We start from the raw sequence: 19016 nt of genomic DNA, 5'->3' as shown, positions 1-19016 counted from the left end.
AATTTCAATCAGCAGGGCGAAATCCGGCATCACACTTGACGTTCGCAATCGAGACAGAGATATTCCCCTCGGCACACTGGTAGGTGCCTGCCGTCCACATTGGCAAAGCGAAAGCTCTACCGACAAACCATACGCATCGCGGATCACCCTAGTTGCGCTACTCTACGATTTGGTATCAGCCAATAATGTATTGGATTCGAATCGTCTGGAGCTTTGCAAAACATGGATGCTCAAGCCAGTGAGAAACTTCTCGACCTGATCAACAGCCCGGGCGAGACTCTAGTACCCTATCGCGAAGGTTGTACCTTCTTCCCTCCACTTGAATTCGTCTTCGATGTGCTCGGCATGCCTGAGTTGCCCAAGCAATGCTATGAGCAAAATCATCAGCCTGGCTGGTTGACCTGGAAGACCTTCAGCAAATGGATGAGCAAGCCGCCTGCTGCCATGCAGTTGCGGCCAAGCCAGATCCTAAAACTCACTAAAACACTCGCGACCAACCCTAGTTCCCATGGGCTGCTACATGACTCGTTGCGGAAGGATGCCCTCTGGAAGCCTTACGCCCAATGGATTGTCCTTGTTCACCGCACTTTCCAGAGTGAAGTTTGCAGCGCTTACTGGGCGGGCTTGCTAGAAACGGAATGGCAATTGATGTGCAAAATTCTCCCAGCGATGCCTACTAACCGGGCCAGATTGGAAGCTCTGGCCAATAGCTCGCTGATGCACACGTTGGGTGCTCCAGGCTCCCCCGAGCGTATGCTGCAACTGCTGGCTTGTGAGTCCGATGCTGACAAGGTGGTGGCGGGCTCTGACTTCATCAATTATCGGCTAGCGGACCTGGCTAGTTTCCTGCTTCGCTTCGCCGCCTGGCACATAGTGGACAGCAGTTTGGCCCAATGGGTGCTTACGATTCGGGCGGGGAAACAGAACGAAATGTTGTTCGCGGATCTGCTTCCTGTGAGGCAGAAAGCGGGAGGCTGGACGAATGCAGTTGAGTTCTGCCTGAAATATTTCGCTGTGCTGTGCCGTTGCCCAGCCGACGATACCCTTTCATCTTCCTTGGGTCGGATCTGGGCCGAGCACGACTACGATCAAAATGAATTCCCGGAGATTGCTTCCCGGCAACACACGCTGCGTGATTGGCTCTCTGGCGAGAAAGGGCGACCCAAGCGCAACAGCGTGCTGTCGTTCGCCACGGCGGTCGCACACAAGGCGACTGTTTTACGCGGTCTAACTGCAAGCGAGGCCCAGGCTGAGGTCACAGGCTTGGTTTACTGCTTTCATTTCGCTGAGACCAGTCGGTATATGCTGGGTGAAATGCAAAAGAGACGTTTCTCAGAGTCGCTAATCGAGGCGGTTTTTTTTTCCTATGTAGAGGAGTACCGCAAGGCTCGAAATTTACTAGGCCAGCCCCTGGTCTGATCGGGAAGAGTCGAGTTGATGTCGACCCTTCCCGTTGCACATCAGTCTGCTATTTGGTCTTCCCAGTCCACCGGGCGCTCATCTTCGCCACGGGAACTCCAGTAGGCGTCGCTAGTAGGATTCAGTTGGTTGGAGCGGTTGTCATCGTCATGCTTTGCCATGGGTATTTCCTCTTGAGTGAAAGGCGATGCTTTGGTAAGCGAGGCCATCATGAGTCAGGTGATGGAAATACCAGAGGAATTGGCTGGGAAGAAAGTAACGACCTCAGCCGCTCTCAAATGCTGCTTAATGGCACAGACTCGGCCCGCCGACTGCGAAAAGTTTTAGTCGGTATCTCGACTACCTGCGACCGCCTAACCAAATCCTCATGGCCGCTAGGTGCTGCCAGCTCAACTGGTACCGGCGGTGAGATGCTGTGACGTTTGGCCGACCTGGCATACACTGGGTAGCTAAGCCCTGCCACTGGCGCTACTGGTGGTGGCGTTCGTAGACGTGCATCCCATTGAGAACAATGCGTGAGCGATTCGGTTCTTTACATCCCGCTGCTGGCTTCCCAGGCCAATTCCTTGGTTGATCCGAGTACTTCTGCTCGCGTCCTGTTGGGGCAGTGGGACGTCCCCCAAGTGGCTTCGGTGGCAGTCCTCCAGAATTTGCCGGCTCTGGACGGTAAACCGAAAAGCGAAATGCTCGTAGAGAAAGCCCTGGCCGAGTTGATTTCGATTGGAACAGAGCTGAGCCACACGCATCCACCAGGTACTTTTTCTAATCTGATCGCAGGCAAATTTAAGCCAGAGTTGTTTGAGCGCGGGCTGGCGCTCATGCCTCGACTGCGTGTTCGCTTCCTTGATGAGGAGACGTTGGACGCAAAACAATTCCTCAACGGTGGGATCTGGGACTTCAATTTCCGTGCTGCGCACGCCCAGAAGCTCAACCCGCTCAAGCATTCGTTCGAGACGTCATCGGGAAAAACAATTTCTCTGTCGAATCAGCAGAGCCGTACATTCCGCATTATTCATGCCGAACCCGATGAGAGCATTCATATCCAGGGCCTCGCTGGTACCGGTAAGACCCATATGATCGAACGCTTAGTGGACTCGCTTTCCTCAAGCCGACCACTCGTGCTGGCTTTCACCGCGGTCCAGCTCCAGGCATTGATGCAACGAATCGGAGCCGCGAACGTGAGAGGAATGACGTTCGGAGATCTCGCCAACTATGTGCTCGAGCGAGGTGTCGGCTATTACCGACCAGGTAAGCGGGCATCTGCTCGGCACCAGGTTACCCCGGAAGACATTGCGTCACGGTTGGGTTTCGGATGGATCAGTAGGCTCAGCCCAGCTCAAGTAGCCACGGCCTGCGCAAGAATGGTGGCCGCATTTTGCAACAGCATTGATTTTGCGTTAGCCGAGCAGCACATCCCAAAGGGGCTTGCTCTTGATGCCGTAGATCGATTGGTGCTGGTGGGGTATGCGCAAAAATTGTGGGAGCAGACCATAGAGCCGACCGATCCGCGCCTTCAGCTCCCGCTTCGTGGGTATCACCGAATTAAGCACATGACCCTGCTTCATGAGGCAGTGATAGGCCTAGAATTCACCCACATTATTGTCGACGAAGCGCACGACCTTAGCTGGCCACTCTCGGTATTTCTCGACCGCTGTACTCAGCCCGTGATTACATTGGGTGATGCATGCCAGCGCCTTGATGGGAGCTACCACCAGCGTGCTAGCACCCTCCGCAAGCACGAGATCACACACTCCATTCGCGCCGGCCGGCAAATCGAGGGAGTCATAAACCCCCTCATCGACAAACACCCGATCCTGAAATTGGCCTCGATCGAGGGCAACAACGGTATCGAGACGAAGATTGTTTACTACGACAAGCCAGAGGTTCCCACTGGGGCTGTGACAATTCTCGTAGATTCCGAGTGGGGATTATTCGAGTGGTTTCAGCGCCTGGCCATCGCTGGCGCGCGTTTCAGTTTGCTACCGGGTGCAGTCAACACCTTCCGCCGGTTCATTCTCGACTGCATAGGCCTGTTCCATGATCAAGAACGGCCAAAGCATAGCGCGCTCTTCAAATACACCCACTGGGATGATCTCCGGGCGGACATGGGCAGCAAAAATAGTAGCTTTCAGCGCATCGACCGGATGCTCAGCAAAGGCTATAGCTCATATGAGTTCGAGGCATCGTTACTCAACCTCGATGTGTCAGGTACAGCCCTGCTTCAGCTTGGCCGGGTCATGGACGCACGCAATTCCGAAATCGACGCAGTGATGCTCGCTCCAGACTTGCTCAGTCAAGTAGGGCCTGGCGACCGAATTGCAGCGAGCAGGGCTTTTGCAGCCCTTTACACGGGTGGATCGAGAGCTCGTCACAAGCTCATCGTTCCTGGTTATCTCCGGGACTGGGCGTCTGATATGTCCACGGCAGCGAAAGCTCAGATAACCTCATCTTCATGATGGTGGGCTCCATCAAAACAGTGCTGTCTCGAAGGCAGCGGCCAACAGCAATTGAATGGCGTTGCCGCAACGTCCTCCTTGGCTAGAGAGAAAAGATCACCCTGATAATCTGCATAGCATAGTGCGGCATGGAGCGCAGGCAGCGTGTCGGCGAAGCGTGTCACGCTGGTCCCGTCGAAGGAATTTGCACTGGCGGCAGCGCACATTCCGATCCGTCGAGCGCTGTTTACCCGGCCAACGTGGTAGTAGCAGTTGCGGCGACGAGAAAGGACACCCCATGCAGCCATGGTTTGCAGCTTCCAAGGGGTGCTCCCTCCGAGAAATATCCCTACGGATGGGCTCAGGAACTCACGCACATCGTCTGGCTCCATTCCATCCTGCACAGCAATGAGCAACCTTCGAGGAAATCCCTTCAGCCGATCCAGCCAGCGCAGGCTGAAATCCAGAGACTCTATCCCACCTGCCACGATGTCAGGTAGGACAACCCAGTCAGCGTCTTCGCCAAGAAGATCCACGGCACGGCCGAAAGCACGCTCATCGAACTGCGTGCCCTGCTGGTAAGCGCTCCACGCTCCGTTGTCCAAAGCGTAATGCTCGAACCCCTCAGTGCGCAGAACCCCGGCCGCAGAAACGAGTAAGCGCCAACCCGCCCCGCGCATTGCTGCGAGGTTGCGGCGTGTGCCGGTTCGGCTTGCATACGAGACCATCGGCGGGGGGATGTAGCCAAGCCGCTCCTCAATATCCAACTCCATGTCGGCTGACCCGTCCATACAGTAGTAATCGGCATATGCTGCTAGCGCTTGGGCGTTGCCTTGACGATGGCCATCGCGGTAAGCCTGAAGCCAAGCGGGGAGGCGGTTGAGTTCCATGCTGGTGGTTCCTGGTAGGAGGTGGCCACCGTCTCATCTCCTACCGAAATCCCAACGCTTCAAGGTGTGATGTCTGATTAGGCAGCACACAAACACGCCGAACGTAAAATCCCCGGCGAAGCTGCGATTACCAGAACCCGGGAAAGCGAGCGTTAGCTCGACACCAGGTCACTCCGGACGATATCGCCTCACGGCTAGGTTTCGGACCAGTCAGTTGGCTCAGCCCGGGGCGGTTAGCGAACACCTGTGCAAATATGGTGGCCTACCTTTGTGCCAGCAACGATCCAGTGGTCACAGAAGAGCGTGTCCCGAAGGGATTTGTGCTCAAAGCGGTAGATAGTGCCGTGCTGGTTGTGTACGCCCAGCGATTGTGGGATCAAACCATCAAACCGCCTAGGCCGAGCCTTCAGATCCCTCTTCGCAGGTACGTTCTCGGCAGCGAAAGCACAGCCGTTGTGTTCCCCGTAACGCACCGCCGGCAATAGAGTTCGAGTGGATGTTTTCCGACTGGTTTCCGTCCTGAAATCGGCCTTGCGTTCGAAGGGTGAATGAAATAATCGCTCAAACCCCGCGATTAAATGGCCCTCAAATGAACGAAATCTCAAAAGCTTTGCTAGCGATGTCAATAGCGCCACTGCCTTTGGTAGCATCGCTCACCCCCTGGACCGGGGAACCGATTGGTTACGGAACTTGGTTCTTTGCTGGCGCGATCACCCTTGGCGCGGGGGGAGGGGCATGGTTACTGGAACGGTCGTGGCAAAAAATGATAGCGAATCGCATCGTCATCGACATCAAGCCCAACCAGGTGATCGTTGACGGGGTGATACTCAACTGCGAATTTTCCTCACTCATTCGACTTTTCAAGAGTCGCGTGGCGTTGGCCGAGATGCTCGGGATCATCGTGAATGAAGCGATGTTCAAGCGAGGACAAAGCGTCGGCATTCGTAAATCTGCACATATCAAGATCTGGCCTGGGAGCCTGCAGGTATCTGACTTCGAATTGGAGTCGCTGTCCGAAGCAATTGCGGCAGAGTTCATCTCGCCGGTGTTCGAAGTCATAGACCGGCATATCGAGTTTCCGAGTCGCGATCTGCCATGTACCGCGCCAGCTACTCGCTGAAGAAAATCTCCCAAAACTTGATATCGGACTCGAACCATGGCCATCGACGAAAAAATTCAAGCAGTTCTCAACAACCCTGCTACCAGTGACTGGCTGAAAAGCTGTTTGGAGAAAGCGCTGCTCCGCGATTGCGTGGATGCGGCCAATGACGCCGAAATACTGCATGATCTGCTGGCAGCCCGTTGTGATGAAGCTTTGCGGGCGCTCTGACTGTAACTGCCTCTTGGACCGAATTTATCCTGAGCCAAAGTCAAAGAAAGCATCCCCCCGTCTGGAAAGTGGTTGAAGGCGGGCTGGTCTTCAAAGCCCACTGCGCGTCCTGGTGGGGTACCTCTAACGATTGTGCATCCGGTCGGCGAAGATTGACGGCGCGTTGAGTACGCAGTTAACTGTGTATCCATACAGTTATTTCTTCAGGCCAGGTTTATGAGCGTGACCCTTCTTGGTCCCATTGCGAGCGGTGGTAAATCGCTACCGCTGTATTCGTGTCAGGTATCTGCTGGCTTTCCGTCGCCGGCAGCGGACCATCTTGAAAAGCTGATATCTCTGGACGAGCTGTTTGATATCAGGGCACCGCATGTGTACCTAGCCAAGATCCTGGGCGACAGCATGCAAGGCGCGGGCATTTTCAGCGGTGATCTGGTGATCGTTGATCGAAGTAAAACGGCGCGACATGGCGATATCGTCATTGCGGCGCTCAACACCGAGTGCGTGTGCAAACGTCTGCACAAGCGAGATGGCCAAGTGGTGTTGATGGCCGAAAACCCCAAATTTCCGCCTAGATATGTGATGGAGGGCGACGAACTGGTGATATGGGGTGTGGTTAACTACAGCGTTCGCGATCATGAGCGTTAATACTGCCGTCGATCCAGCCTTGCCGATTTTTGCGCTGGCTGACTGCAACAGCTTCTACGCCAGTTGTGAGCGTGTTTTTCGGCCGGATCTGGCCAGCACGCCGATTGTCGTGCTGAGCAATAATGATGGCTGTGTTATTGCCCGTAGCTACGATGCCAAGCCCTTCGTCAAAATGGGCGCACCCTATTTCCAGATCAAGGACACCTTGCGCCGGCACGGAATCGTGGCTTTCAGCAGCAATTACGCGTTGTACGGTCAGTTGTCCGAAAGAGTCATGACCATAATAGAATCAATGGTTTGCGACTCAGAAATTTATAGTATCGATGAAATATTTTGTACGTTGACCGGCATGCCCGGCGACCTCACCGAATTCGGCCGAAAGATCCGTGCCAAAGTCCTAAAACACACCGGTATCCCGGTGGGTGTGGGCATTGCCCATACTAAAACACTGGCCAAACTGGCCAATCACACCGCAAAACGGCTGCAATCGCAGACTGGCGGGGTGGTGGACCTGTGCGATCCTTTCAAACGCGACTGGGTATTGCGTAACACCGCCGTTGAAGAGGTGTGGGGCATTGGTCGACGCATGTCGGCACACATGCAGGCCTTGGGCATTCGCACAGCAATGGACTTGGCCACGGCGGACCCGGTCCTGCTCGGCCGTAAATTCAGCGTCGTCCTTGAGAAAACCATACGCGAGCTTGCCGGCACTTCTTGTCTGGCGCTGGAAGACGCAGCTCCGTCCAAACAGGAGATCTGTTGCAGCAGAATGTTTGGTGTGCGATTGGAGACGATCGAGCCGATTAAGGAAGCGGTGGCCACCTACGTGCAACGGGCTTCGGAGAAGCTGCGAGCTCAGCATTCTCTGTGCAAAAAGATCCGCGTGAGTATTCGAACCGGCATGTTCAACCCGGACGAAGCGCGTTACGCCAACGGCGTTCTTGTGGAGCTTCCCTATCCCACCAATGACGTGCGCCTGATCACCAAGGCAGCGACACAGGCAGTAGAACGCCTGTTCCGCCCCGGGTTTCGATACAGCAAGGCCGAAGTTTTGCTCATGGATCTGCGTCAACCTGGTGAATTCACAGATGATCTCTTTGCGCATACGCAACCAGCCGCGGCGGATAAGGTGATGAATGTCCTCGATGAGATCAATAACCGGTGGGGGCGGGGTACGCTGCGCGCCGCAGCAGTGCCGGCAGCGCCGGCCTGGGCGATGCGGCGTGAGTTGATGAGCCAGAGCTACACCACGAGGCTTGACCAGTTATGGACGGTGAACGCCAATTGAGGCGTAAATAATCTGAGGGAGTTTTTACATGTGCAGTCATTATGAAGCGCCGACGCCGCGGCTGCTCGCCCACACATTCGGCATCGATCCCTATGAGCAGGGCAAGTTGGACCTATGGCCAGGCTACATCGGGCCTTTCGTCCGCCGCGCGGAACAGGTTGATCACGATGGAGCGGTGCAGATGCCGGTAGAGGCGCTGTCCGGTTCATTTGGATTGATACCGTCCTGGAGCAAGGACACCAAAATTGCGCGGCGTACTTACAACGCCAGGTCTGAAACCGTCGCGGAAAAACCGTCTTTTCGCAGTGCCTGGCGTCTGGCCCAGCACTGCATTATTCCCGCAGCAGCCATCTATGAGCCTGACTGGCGATCAGGAAAGGCAATAGCCACGCGGATTGCGCGGACAGATGGCGAGTTGATGGGCATCGCGGGTCTATGGGAGCAATGGCGCGATCCCGGCACCGGGGAGATCTTGCACAGCTACACCATGTTGACCATCAACGCGGACGATCACCCATTCATGCGCAACTACCACAAACCCCAGGATGAAAAACGTATGGTCGTCATACTGCCCCGGGGGCTATACAGCGACTGGTTGAAAGCTCCAGCCTGCGAGAGCATGGAATTCATGCGGCAGTACCCAGCAGATCGGATGGCCGTGGCTGTGTGATTTTCTGTGATTTATCAGTGTCGACCAGAAGCCTGAGCATCGGCACCACCCATGTACAAAAAAAGTGGCACTTCGCTGAAGGCGGATCGAAATATCAGTTGTCAAAATACACAACTGGAGTATTCTTGATCCTAAATGTTAGGAAAGCCCATGGACGTATTGCTCAAGCAGCGGTTTCAAGATGCCGCGAATCGCTACCCGAACGATCGGAGCGGGCTTCAACGATGTTACAGATTGCTGACGGAGGCAGAGCCAAAGAGCTACACGGATCTGGAAAAAATATTCGGTCACACTATCGATCTCTTCAAATACCGCGCTGATGACTGTTGGGTAGTAATTGATATTGGTGGGAACAATTTGAGGCTGATTGCAGGCGTTAACTACGCCAGGCAAAAGCTTTATGTGAAGCACATTTACACCCATGCTGACTACGACACGGCTACAGAGTGGTATGCCAGCAACAAACGAGGAATCAAACCATGATCACTGTTCTAGAGAATTCGCAGACCGTGCGCGCCGCGCTCGAAGATCTCCAAATGCTTCTCGAGCAGCTGAGCGGCCAGTTCGTCAATGGCATTAATGACGCCGCGGACTACGCACGCGCCTCGGTCTTGCTTGATGAGCTGACCGACGGGCATGACCTCAACAAGTATGAGGAAAAGATTCTGGTCGAGCTCGAGGACGCTATTCTCGCTTACGAGCAAGACGGTGAGCAGTTCAAGGCCTTCAACGAATCTTTCACAGCCAAAACCACGCCGGTGCAGCTGCTTAAAGATTTGATGGAAACACTGCAGCTCACAGGTTCAGATCTACCGGAAATTGGCGATAAGGCAGCTGTATCAAAGGTGCTCAACGGCAGATTACCGATCAGCCATAGAATGGCGTTCGCTCTAGCTGAGAGATTTAGCATGGACCCGAAAGCATTCGCCCCAACACCTGGTAAGGCTACTGTAGATGCCGCCTTAGCGATGTCTGTATCGAATAAACAGCAACCTGTCAGTCTCCCTAAGCTCAAATTGCACTCGGGCAATGGGCCAAAACCCGCAGTGGCTGTGCCTGCTAAGCCATTCAAGCCGTCAGCGCCTGCTAAGCCATCAAAGCCGGCAGCTCGGCCAGCGCAACCTGCTGGTAGCTGGTGGCCAACTCGGCAAGATGATGATCATAGGTTAGTGGCGCGTGCGCCTAAACCAAGCGACCGTGGACCTAAGCCGTAATTCCTCAAATATTCAGCCTTTGCACAACTCGTGTATTGAACTTTGGCGAGCAATGTACGAATCATGTTCCAAGGCTTTGAACGTTGCTTTTGCGCGAAGCGGAGAGTCTCCTCGTCCACCACACGCTCCACAAGCCACGGAAAATAATAGGAGAGACACAATGACCGACAAGCCTACCGCTTTCGACGTACAGGCCAAGTACCCCAATGAACAAATACAACGAAGCTGTGAGGAGCGTCTGAAACAGCTTCGAACAGCCCAATCCAGAGATCAGGTTAGGCTTGAGTTCCATCAGGGACAGGGCTATCTGCAAGCCCTGGTAGATGCCGGTCTGATCACCAGGCAAGAGGGCGGGGTCATCAGTTGCCAACTGATTGAAACCATGGTGCAGGCCAGTAGTCGACTGTCGGACGAGGGTGCCCAGTAACGGTTAAGTCCGCTAACCAACAGAAATCAGTCACGGTTACCAACTGAACCATTAACGGGATAATCAAATGTCAATGACTGACCCGCTCGCGGCACTCGTGAGCCTGCAGGTGGAGGTTCGTAAAGGTATGCCTACCCACCCTGCTGAAAACTACCAGTCTGTGCGGGTTGTGGCTGATAAAAAAAATGGTCGTGTTAGGTACACCTATGCCCGGGTCGAGCATGGCCGAGTCAAGGCGATGTCAATGTTTGTGAGTGTTGATCCCATAGACGGCATTGCATGTTTTCAAATCGGATATGCCGTTCCAGAAGTTTATCGCGGGAGAGGATGGGCAACTGAAATTGTTGTGCAGGGATTAGAAGAACTTCGCAACGGGCTGGCCCGGCACGGTGTGAAACAGTTCTACATCGAGGCTGTCGTAGGCACGTCCAACCTCGCCTCGATAAAGGTAGCAACCAAGACCATATCGCAGAGCCCAGAGCTGACAACTGATAGCGTTTCTGGTGAGGCCGCTTTGGCATTTACCCGACTCATAGAGTGTTGAAGGAAGTCGCCCAGGTACACCACAAGTCCAATCCTCAGACGCGGTGCCAGGTCAGTAGGGAGCCCCTATTATCGCATCTACAAAATGAGGAGAGTGCTCTGACTATCAACCAGTTGGAACAAGCCCTGAAGTTGAAACGGGCATTCTTCCATTCTTCGTAGCTGGTTAACCCTACTGCGCCTATGGAACTGGCAATAATTCAAGCTGGCCAAGGGTATGACCGCCAAGTTTCCTGATCAGCCTAGCCCGATCGTGCAAGATGGGCTGCAGATCGCTTCTGAAGATCTGATTGGACATGCGCATCATCCGGTCCCAGTCGGAATGATCACCCTTGAAGATTGCGATTGTTCCCAACCCCAGCAGGTAGTGCAGCCCAGCGGTCGGAGACTGGTCAAAGGTAACTCGAGACAGGGCGTTGTCCAATTCAAGGTTCACGAATAGCTCTGCGCCCTCGCGATCGATCTCAAACCCACTGCTGGTCACCACGTCCATGACCAACATGCCATTGCGTGTTCTGGTCAGGAGCTCTGCATCTGCAGCCGCATGGGAAATACTGCGTAAGCCGTTGAACATTCCCAGGTACTGATCATCACAGAACGGGACTTCGACTTCTGGGTATCTCAGATCCGCTTCGGTATATTTTGGCAGCGACGTTATATTCGGGACTTCATAGCGAACCCCTTGCTCGTAGACCTCCAGGAACACCCTCATTGCCGTAAAAGGCTTTTGGTACCCATACCGCCCCCAAAGCGCCTCTATTGCCAGCAGTTGCTGGATGTCCAGAAGTGTGAAACGGGGCTCAATACCGGCTTGATGTGCAGCGTCAAATTCATCGAGCTGAATCGTGAGCATGATTCCCAGCAAATCTTTGGTGAATGCCGGCGAGTAGGAATTCGGAGCGATTTCTATCGTCCCCGTTTCCTTATCAACCGTGCGCGCCAGCCAGCATCGAGCGCTCGGATCGAAGTGGCGGGCCTTGATGTAGTTCCGCAAGTCGTTCAGGGGCTTGAGCCACTCGTACTCGCCGCCTTCCTTGGCAATCATGCTCTCGGCGGACGAGTCTCGAGAGATACGGGTACATGACCAGCAGCCTGTGCGATGGCCACACGCGGGGCGCTCTGATTGTTTCCCTGCCAGGTAGACGTTCACCATGCAGTCACCGCCATTCATGTCGCGGTAGATCTCAACCAACCGATTAAAGCGGTCGTAGCATTCAATCCGACCGGCTACCACCTGGCCGATGTAGCTGAACACGTCCATGGTGGTCATTTCAGCGATTGGGCTGAGTACCCAGTCGTGCGAGCCAGCGCCGGCGCCGAGGTTCACAGCTTCAAAGGCGCTCTCGCCGCGCTCAGACATTTTCCGCTCGCGCTGCACGGACTCATCGAACCGGGTACCGATCAGCGAAACGATATCGTCATCAGCACACTTTCGGCCCAGGCGCGCCGAAACATCGCGAAGGATTGCTTTCTTCACTCGTTTCATGGGGTCTGCTTTGGTCATTTGCTGGCATTTGGCGTTGGAGCCAACGCTGGCGATGATGCGCCCACCGACCATGCTAACTAAGTAGTCATTGCTCAGGCCTGGCTTCGCTACCCACACTTTCAACTCGATGCCCTCAGCCTTCGCGTAAGCCTGCATTTGCTGCATCTGGCTCTGGTTGTAGCAGTGGATCACCGGGTTTTCCATGAGGGTGTCGGAGTGCATGACGTTCAAGGTTGGCACCTCGAAACCTTCGGTGGCCAACTCGCGAATTGCAGTGAACGCGATGTTCAGCGTAACGCTTGAGTCTTTGCCGCCACTCCACGCCACAACAGGCTGCTTGCCGGCTCGCACGACGCGCTTCACAGCGTCGACCGCCTCGGCAATCTTCTCGGCCAACGTCTTCTTAGGCCCACGAATAACTTTGGCAGGCATCTCCTGGACGCCAGCAGAAGAGAATAGATCGAAATCGAACAGCTGCATGACAAGCTCCGTGCTTGAATCCAACTCCTCACTGGAGCTGATGGATTCAAGGTACGGCAGGCATCGGCAATCCCAAGGGATTGAGAACGGCCTCGGTTCGTGAGGAAACCGCAGAGGAGTTTTTTAAACCGATCCGCAGCCTTCTGTTACGAAAGCTCCAGCTGGCAACTGCCAGGCTTTGCCCTCGGGCGTGAAGATCGGCAGCGTGTACTCGCGCTGGCGCCCTTGGGCAAGTGCGTCCAGATCGGTGATATCAAACGCGTCCGCTGTGGCCGACAGATCCACCACGTTGATTTTCTGTCGACTGATGGTGCAGCCGAACTCGTCCTCGTAACCTGCTATCGGGGTGACCCGTTCTGGGAAGTATTTTTGGATTGTGGCCCATACCTTTGGTGAGTTGTAGATGCACGTCATGCAGCTGAAGCGCCCCCATCCCAAACGGTAGGGAACAGGTGCCTCTACCCGATGGCGAGCAAGCAGTTCCCACACCTGTTCTTCGCTGTAGTGCAGTACCGGTCGCCAAGCATCTACGTGCCGGCCGAGGCGACCCTTGCGCCGGTCAACTGCATGAGGCTCCAACTGGTTGTATTTGCTGCGGTTGCTCGACTCAGCGCGGCGCTCGCCAGTAACGAACAAGGTCTTGCTACCGAGGAAGCGCCCCTGGTTGGTGATGGCCCGGCGGCCCACGTCGATCTTGGCTGCAGAGCTACACCAGCGCGTTGCCAGGTTGGCGCTTTGCTGAGGAAACCGGCGGCGGGTCGCTGGAGAAGTCCGACTGGTATCGCGATCCAGGCAGATAGTTCCGGCTGGAGTTTCGACCACGTGAGGCTTGGAGTAGGCTTCCATCTTGAGCATTTCGCCCTCGATGCCACCCTGCAACCATGAGAAATAGAGCGGCAGATTGAATGCAGCAGCGAACTTCTCGATAAAACTGTCATTGAAAGCCCAGTCCATGAGGGTGCTCCCCTCTGCACCATCCACCCGATGGTGCCAGAGCTCAACACGACGCAGATCCACACCCTGTTCGATCAGTGCCAGCAGGCAAGCGATGCTGTCCTTGCCAGACACACAGACTACAACGTGGTCATAGCTGTCGAGATCCACTGTCGGGGCATCGAAATAGGTTCCCTCTGCCAGCACAGCAGGCTCAGGCTCGAACCCAAGCAAGTTGAGCTGCTGGCCCAGCGCTGGGATAACTACCTGGTCGTCGAACTGGTGTTCGCGGGAGATTGACGCGTTCATTGGCTGTCCTCATAACACCTATTTGGTGCTTACAGACTCAACCTATGACGGCAACAGATAAACCCAAATGATGGGCGCAGGAGGAGGCGTTCTCCTAATATCGAGATGAGAAATAGGTAGTGACCCGGGCCCGCACAATGGTGAGGCCCAAGGTGAACCTGGGCGACTTTTCCTATGGTCGAGTGCTGCTGCGCGCACTGAAGTAAAATGCCAGCACTACACCGATCAGGGGACTGGCGAAGGCCAGAATTTCTGAGAAGTAGGGACTCTTGACGGTAGCACTTACCAAAATGGCCGCCATTAAGAAGTACAACGTCACGATGGCCAAAATCGGCTGCATACGTTTGTTGATTCGTTCCGTCTTCGGCTCGGCATGGCCCAGCCCGCCGCAGATTCCGCATGGAAGCCCAACGTGCCCAGATCCTTTCAGGTCGTTGCTCTGCACACATGAGGCGCATGTGGCCCCATTAGCCGCTTTACTGCATGTGCCAGTGCGCTCGCAATGAGCGCAAGGGTGAAGGTTGGCTTTCACGTCCATGGTGCTTATCCGTCAACTTTTCGGTGATTGATCTTTTGAGGCTGGTAGACGCTTGTCGCACCAGAGGTCCAATCCCCGGGTACGGTGCACTGTCGATCCTTCCTCGATCCGCAACCAGTGCTCACGCAACACGCGATATCGCGCTGCGGCGCAGCGCATGAAGTTCGTTGTCCCCTGCTTCGATCAAATCTGCGGGGCTGGTCGTGGTTATCTCTGCCACATCTCCCCAATGGTGGAGATTCAACTCATCGCGAAACTTCACGGCTTTTTCCTAATCTGCCCAGCCTTGGCCCCGAACACCAGAGTTCCAGAACCCAAGGCGGCCACCCATTTGGAGCGGTGCTGACAAATACACCAGACCGCAGTATGTGCACCGCTTAGCGCCGCCGTGTGCCGTGATCTCAGCACGAACAGTATCTGGAAGCTGGTAAAGCATTCCTTCCTGTACGGTCATTTGTCGATCTGATCGACCGCCGGAGCATCTATCAGGGCAGTACCCTGGAGGGTAAGTGCGAGGCATATTTTTCCTGCTCTAGCCGAGTGCCTGAATTGGCATGTTTCTACTGCCACTGCCCAGCGTTCGACGGCAGGGCTTTGGGTACTGCACGTTGTGAATTATTAAGTGCTGGCAAGGGGCAAACATCGTTCGATTCTATCTGCAATATCTCGCATTACCTCGTAAGCGTTCTCTGCTCCAATCCCCTCTATAGCGCCAATAGGCCCTGCGTTTGTGTAGCGGATTCGCTCGAAAGTGAAGACAGTTGAGGTTCCAGTGCTGGCCGTCAGAGTGAAGCGGAACGGCTTACCAATCGATGGAGGTGGCGGCTCGAATGAGCTTGTACCTGAAGCCTGTACGTTCTGGGCTATCAAAATTGGAGCAGCTTCTAGACCATCAACGCTCGCCTTGATGCATTGCGATGCTTGCTCGAGGGTAGATGGTTTGTGGCGTTCAAAGCGAATAACGTCCAAGACAGGATAGCCCTGAGCACCTACTACAGTTTTTACGTTCGGATTAGACAGTAGAACTGGTGCAACATTGTTCGACGCGCATCCATTTATCAAAGTGATCAAACTAAATGTAACCATTTTTCTGAGCATGGCTTTTTCCGTTGTGGCTGTGAGGGGTCACTTGAGCCCGTAATTACGCTTCAGTTCGACGATGCGAGCAGCACGCTGCTGGTGGGACTGCGCTGTGCCTTGGTCGGCCACAATCGCACCATGCGCAACAGCAGCGGTGTACTGCGTATCCTGCTCCAACAGCTCGATCAGTTCCTGGAGTTGGGCGCGCATTTCGTCGTAGATGGCCATAGGTTTTCCTCGAATACTTTAGATACTTACCGGACTCAGCGGGTAGCGCGGATTCGAGCCAAAGCCTCGCTCTCAACGCGCAACAGGCTTGTGCCTAATAGATGCATACCTTGTTCGTCGGTCAGTTCAGCCTCAAGGAGCGCGACGATAAAGCCTTTAGCCAAGAATACTGCTTCATTTACGGCGGCTTCGGTGGTTGCGTCCTGGATGTGAGCGAGCTGGCTGAACAAACTCGCTTTTACTCGCTCACTCAGAAGCGGGAATTGAGTACCCCATACAGCGCGCAATGCTTGGATCGACATGAAATTATCCTTCTGAAATGGGCGCGAAAAATCGCTAACCCTTTACGACCTCAGCCCGCACGGGGCGGGCTTGAGGGTGCAGCTGAGCGATTTCCTTAGTTAGACGGCGCGGCTGATGCGGGCGAGCTGCACGGGCATAGCGCCCAAGCGATATTTGCATGGTCTGGTCTACGACCAACGTTGTCAAAGTCTGGTGCTCAGGCAATACAAGCCAACACAAGATTATTCGGTCGAAGTGAAGTAGCTAGCCAAGTTAAAAATTAGTTAAGAAGGTCACGGCGCAAGGTCAGCAGTTCTCCACGAACCCATTCCCAGTAGCCCAACTGGGTCTGGTTGTGACGGACAGTTTGAAGCCATTGGTAATTGTTCAAGAAGGGATGTTCACCTCCGAGATGAGAGTATTTCTCCTCCATTTGCTTAGGGGAGAGTTCCAAGTCGCTCTGATACAACTCAGGTAGGGGACGATAGAGAAGACGGAATAAATCGTACGCTAAGCGCTTCGCCTGTCAGGTTGAGGCAATAGAGGTGGACGCTGGAGCGTCAGGAAATGCAGAAATCGACCCTACTCTGATGCGGCGCTGGTCGCGGGAGGTCGGCTTGCTCTTGCGCATATCCGAAATTGCCAGAATCATGGCAGTTTCGCCACTGCCATAACTGGATCCAAAATACGAATATGGACGTAGAAGAGCTAATAGAAAAGGCTAGAGATCAACGTAGGCGCGATCGATACGAGGAAGCAGTAATTTCTGCCAAAGCAGCCACGGTCCAGGATCCCGACAATGCTGATGGCTGGTGGCTTCTGGCACTCAACAATATTTCCCTAGGCAGGAAAGAGGCTGCCCTAGAAGCTCTCAAGGAAACCAACGACAAAGTCCCATACTTTGCCCAAGCGTGGGCAAAACGGGGCAGCTTGGAGCTTGATCTGGGGGCTCCTGAGGAAGCAGCAAGCTCGTTCGAGACTGCACTTAACTGTGACAATGAGGAGATTGAGGCGCTACGAGGGCTTGCTCATATCTACGGACAGAACAATGACACTGAGAAGCGAGCGGAAGAAATTCTAGTACTCACCAAGCTCGATGAACTTGAGAGTCTCAGTCCATGGCACCTGAATCGATTAGGCATCCTACATTTCCTCAACAACCATGGCTTTGATGCCATCAAATACTGGTCGCGCAACGCGCACCAAAGCGATGACACCGCATCGCTTTTCAACCTGGGCCTCGCCTACAACTTGGATGACGTGTCCCAAGACGTTGATGCCGTTGACTGTTGGCGCTTGGTCATGCGCAAAGACGAGTCTAACGAAAAGGCGCCAAACCGCATCCTGTCTGTCAAGGCTCCACTTTTGGATTTGGCTCGCAAGGTTCAATCGTCCCGAAAGTCACTCTGCCAGGCGGAAGATCAGTGGTACTCGATCTACATCAACCCTTTCCAGCTCCTGAATTGCCCGAAAGACTTCGATTTCGGTGATCTTGAACCCAAGGTTGTCCAAAAATGGAAAAAGACGTTACTTCAGGAAATTGAGCTTGAGGAGGGAAAACTACATTGGATGCCTGGGCTAACTGTCGATCGTTCAAAGGCGATTGAGTTAGCGGAAAAGCTGTCCGACATAGAGGTCGCCTCCCATCACTGGGAAGTATATAAGTGCAAACCTCTTCTGGAGTTTTTGTCAAAAGGCGATATCAACCATTTCCTTCTGGACGAAGAGTGGTCGCCCCTCGATTTTATCGAGCGAGTGAGTGTTTCCGAAGCGCTCAGGGAGTGGTTAAGCGATCCATTTTCAGCACAGTACGACCGCATTTTTAATAAGGCCGTTGCAGCCCGGGATGTGCCCGTCATTGAAGCATTGCTCGATGGCCGTCGCTGGGTCATGCCCTCCTATGCCGATCGCTGCTTTGAAAACGCATTACGAGAAGCGGACTCCATATTGATCCCGCTACGGGAGCTCAAGAATCGGGCAGAGGCTATTAAAGTAACGGTCAAACAGATCGATGAGGTTCTGGAGACGCACAAAATCATCAGCATCCTGAATCTGCTGCCGCCCTACTTCCGCAACTTGCAAAATGAAGCGGTAGGTTTGGTCAGAAGCATTGCCATTGATGCGCACAACGTCCATGAAGACTCGGAACTTTCTTTGGCGATTATTGAGAAAAGTAAAGAGTTTTCCTTCAAGTCCATTGAGCTCACACAGCGTTTGAAAGAAGACTTCGAAGCCATCTCGGAGATGATCAAAAAGCAACGAGAGCACGAGTCTCACTTGACCTTCGGGAATGCTCGCCACTGGAAAATTACGAAGGAAGGCGTTTCCGATAACGGTGACCTGTGCCCAGCGAATGAGATCCGAGCCTTACGCTGGGGAATAATGGTCGAGCAAAATGGCTCACATAACTATCTATTCGCCGCTAAGCGGCGGACTGGAAAGGAGTACATGCTTACATGGACATCTTCCGACCGCGACAAACAGGATGAGCTGTTCGAAAAGCTCGTCAATGCCGCGTTTCACTACATCATTCCCGACGTGATGGAAAACCTCCTCGGCGAGCTAAAACGTGGCGGAACCCTGACAGTTGGTCCGATCCAGATCACACAAAATGGCATGAGCTTCGAATCAAAATGGCTGATTTTCACCAGCCAAAATCAAGTGCCTTGGAGTGGGATAGATGTCGTGCTTCAGAATGGCTCAGCCATAGTAGTAGATAAAATCAGAGGAAAGAAGTCTCTCCCTATCAGCTTACGTGACGTTCCAAACGCCATGTTGCTCCGATTATTTCCAATGTCATTCAACTGCGATTAAGGATA

Annotated in this window: 19 protein-coding genes; 12 read left to right on the top strand and 7 right to left on the bottom strand. The window is 54.1% G+C overall.

Translation table 11 applies throughout. From position 1 onward, the window contains the following. Nucleotides 1–222 precede the first annotated feature (222 nt). Entirely contained in the window at nucleotides 223–1419 is a 1197-nt protein-coding gene (locus JTY93_RS28125) for a hypothetical protein (RefSeq protein WP_038445796.1), read from the top strand. A 515-nt stretch (nucleotides 1420–1934) separates the two neighbouring features. Next, a complete protein-coding gene (locus JTY93_RS28120) occupies nucleotides 1935–3875 on the top strand; it encodes a DEAD/DEAH box helicase family protein (RefSeq protein ID WP_038445798.1) in 1941 nt (646 codons plus the stop codon). Here JTY93_RS28120 and JTY93_RS28115 read toward each other — a convergent pair. Continuing rightward, nucleotides 3854–4744 carry a hypothetical protein gene (locus JTY93_RS28115; RefSeq protein WP_038445799.1) on the bottom strand — a complete coding sequence of 297 codons (891 nt, stop codon included), beginning with the start codon at nucleotides 4742–4744 and terminating at the stop codon, nucleotides 3854–3856. The genes JTY93_RS28120 and JTY93_RS28115 overlap by 22 nt on opposite strands. A gap of 589 nt (nucleotides 4745–5333) precedes the next feature. Between JTY93_RS28115 and JTY93_RS28110 the strand changes: the two genes are divergently transcribed. The 9 genes from JTY93_RS28110 (at nucleotide 5334) to JTY93_RS28070 (ending at nucleotide 10862) form a co-directional block, all read left to right on the top strand. Next, nucleotides 5334–5864 (top strand): hypothetical protein, encoded by a 531-nt coding sequence (locus tag JTY93_RS28110; RefSeq protein ID WP_076965109.1) that lies wholly within the window; start codon nucleotides 5334–5336, stop codon nucleotides 5862–5864. A 36-nt stretch (nucleotides 5865–5900) separates the two neighbouring features. Next, entirely contained in the window at nucleotides 5901–6074 is a 174-nt protein-coding gene (locus tag JTY93_RS28105) for a hypothetical protein (protein ID WP_162843699.1), read from the top strand. A 216-nt stretch (nucleotides 6075–6290) separates the two neighbouring features. Then, nucleotides 6291–6719 (top strand): LexA family protein, encoded by a 429-nt coding sequence (locus tag JTY93_RS28100; protein ID WP_038445802.1) that lies wholly within the window; start codon nucleotides 6291–6293, stop codon nucleotides 6717–6719. Continuing rightward, the gene (gene umuC / locus JTY93_RS28095; RefSeq protein WP_038445804.1) at nucleotides 6709–8007 is read left to right on the top strand and encodes a translesion error-prone DNA polymerase V subunit UmuC; all 1299 of its coding nucleotides are present in this window, start codon (nucleotides 6709–6711) and stop codon (nucleotides 8005–8007) included. Before JTY93_RS28100 ends, umuC begins: the two co-directional genes overlap by 11 nt. A gap of 28 nt (nucleotides 8008–8035) precedes the next feature. Further along, nucleotides 8036–8677, top strand: a complete 642-nt coding sequence (locus tag JTY93_RS28090) for an SOS response-associated peptidase (protein WP_038445805.1) — start codon at nucleotides 8036–8038, stop codon at nucleotides 8675–8677. Nucleotides 8678–8827: 150 nt separating this feature from the next. Then, nucleotides 8828–9160, top strand: a complete 333-nt coding sequence (locus JTY93_RS28085) for a type II toxin-antitoxin system HigB family toxin (RefSeq protein ID WP_038445807.1) — start codon at nucleotides 8828–8830, stop codon at nucleotides 9158–9160. Then, nucleotides 9157–9891 (top strand): helix-turn-helix domain-containing protein, encoded by a 735-nt coding sequence (locus tag JTY93_RS29540; RefSeq protein ID WP_236466703.1) that lies wholly within the window; start codon nucleotides 9157–9159, stop codon nucleotides 9889–9891. Before JTY93_RS28085 ends, JTY93_RS29540 begins: the two co-directional genes overlap by 4 nt. Nucleotides 9892–10051: 160 nt before the next feature. Next, on the top strand, nucleotides 10052–10318 hold the full coding sequence (locus tag JTY93_RS28075; protein WP_076965110.1) for a hypothetical protein: 267 nt from the start codon (nucleotides 10052–10054) through the stop codon (nucleotides 10316–10318). 67 nt (nucleotides 10319–10385) lie between these two features. Beyond that, nucleotides 10386–10862 carry a GNAT family N-acetyltransferase gene (locus JTY93_RS28070; RefSeq protein ID WP_076965111.1) on the top strand — a complete coding sequence of 159 codons (477 nt, stop codon included), beginning with the start codon at nucleotides 10386–10388 and terminating at the stop codon, nucleotides 10860–10862. Nucleotides 10863–11042: 180 nt separating this feature from the next. Here the strand turns inward: JTY93_RS28070 and JTY93_RS28065 are convergent, their stop codons facing one another. The 6 genes from JTY93_RS28065 to JTY93_RS28040 all read right to left on the bottom strand — a co-directional run bounded on the left by JTY93_RS28065 (nucleotide 11043) and on the right by JTY93_RS28040 (nucleotide 16217). After that, nucleotides 11043–12827, bottom strand: a complete 1785-nt coding sequence (locus JTY93_RS28065) for a phosphoadenosine phosphosulfate reductase domain-containing protein (RefSeq protein WP_076965112.1) — start codon at nucleotides 12825–12827, stop codon at nucleotides 11043–11045. Between the two features lie 123 nt (nucleotides 12828–12950). After that, entirely contained in the window at nucleotides 12951–14069 is a 1119-nt protein-coding gene (locus JTY93_RS28060) for a phosphoadenosine phosphosulfate reductase domain-containing protein (RefSeq protein ID WP_083743128.1), read from the bottom strand. A gap of 659 nt (nucleotides 14070–14728) precedes the next feature. Next, nucleotides 14729–14869, bottom strand: coding sequence for a hypothetical protein (locus tag JTY93_RS28055; RefSeq protein ID WP_154220710.1), 141 nt, complete (start codon nucleotides 14867–14869; stop codon nucleotides 14729–14731). Nucleotides 14870–15225: 356 nt separating this feature from the next. Continuing rightward, nucleotides 15226–15705 carry a hypothetical protein gene (locus JTY93_RS28050; RefSeq protein WP_130898276.1) on the bottom strand — a complete coding sequence of 160 codons (480 nt, stop codon included), beginning with the start codon at nucleotides 15703–15705 and terminating at the stop codon, nucleotides 15226–15228. Nucleotides 15706–15732: 27 nt separating this feature from the next. Continuing rightward, the gene (locus tag JTY93_RS28045) at nucleotides 15733–15915 is read right to left on the bottom strand and encodes a hypothetical protein (protein ID WP_076965113.1); all 183 of its coding nucleotides are present in this window, start codon (nucleotides 15913–15915) and stop codon (nucleotides 15733–15735) included. A gap of 35 nt (nucleotides 15916–15950) precedes the next feature. Next, complete coding sequence (locus JTY93_RS28040) at nucleotides 15951–16217, bottom strand: hypothetical protein (protein WP_076965114.1); 267 nt, start codon at nucleotides 16215–16217, stop codon at nucleotides 15951–15953. 673 nt (nucleotides 16218–16890) lie between these two features. Between JTY93_RS28040 and JTY93_RS28035 the strand changes: the two genes are divergently transcribed. Further along, entirely contained in the window at nucleotides 16891–19011 is a 2121-nt protein-coding gene (locus JTY93_RS28035; protein WP_076965115.1) for a tetratricopeptide repeat protein, read from the top strand. Nucleotides 19012–19016: the final 5 nt, after the last annotated feature.

Origin of the sequence: Pseudomonas hygromyciniae, from assembly GCF_016925675.1 — a bacterium.
Classification (GTDB): domain Bacteria; phylum Pseudomonadota; class Gammaproteobacteria; order Pseudomonadales; family Pseudomonadaceae; genus Aquipseudomonas; species Aquipseudomonas hygromyciniae.
Note: the sequence above shows the minus strand (reverse complement) of the source record. Positions and strands in the feature narration are given on the sequence as shown.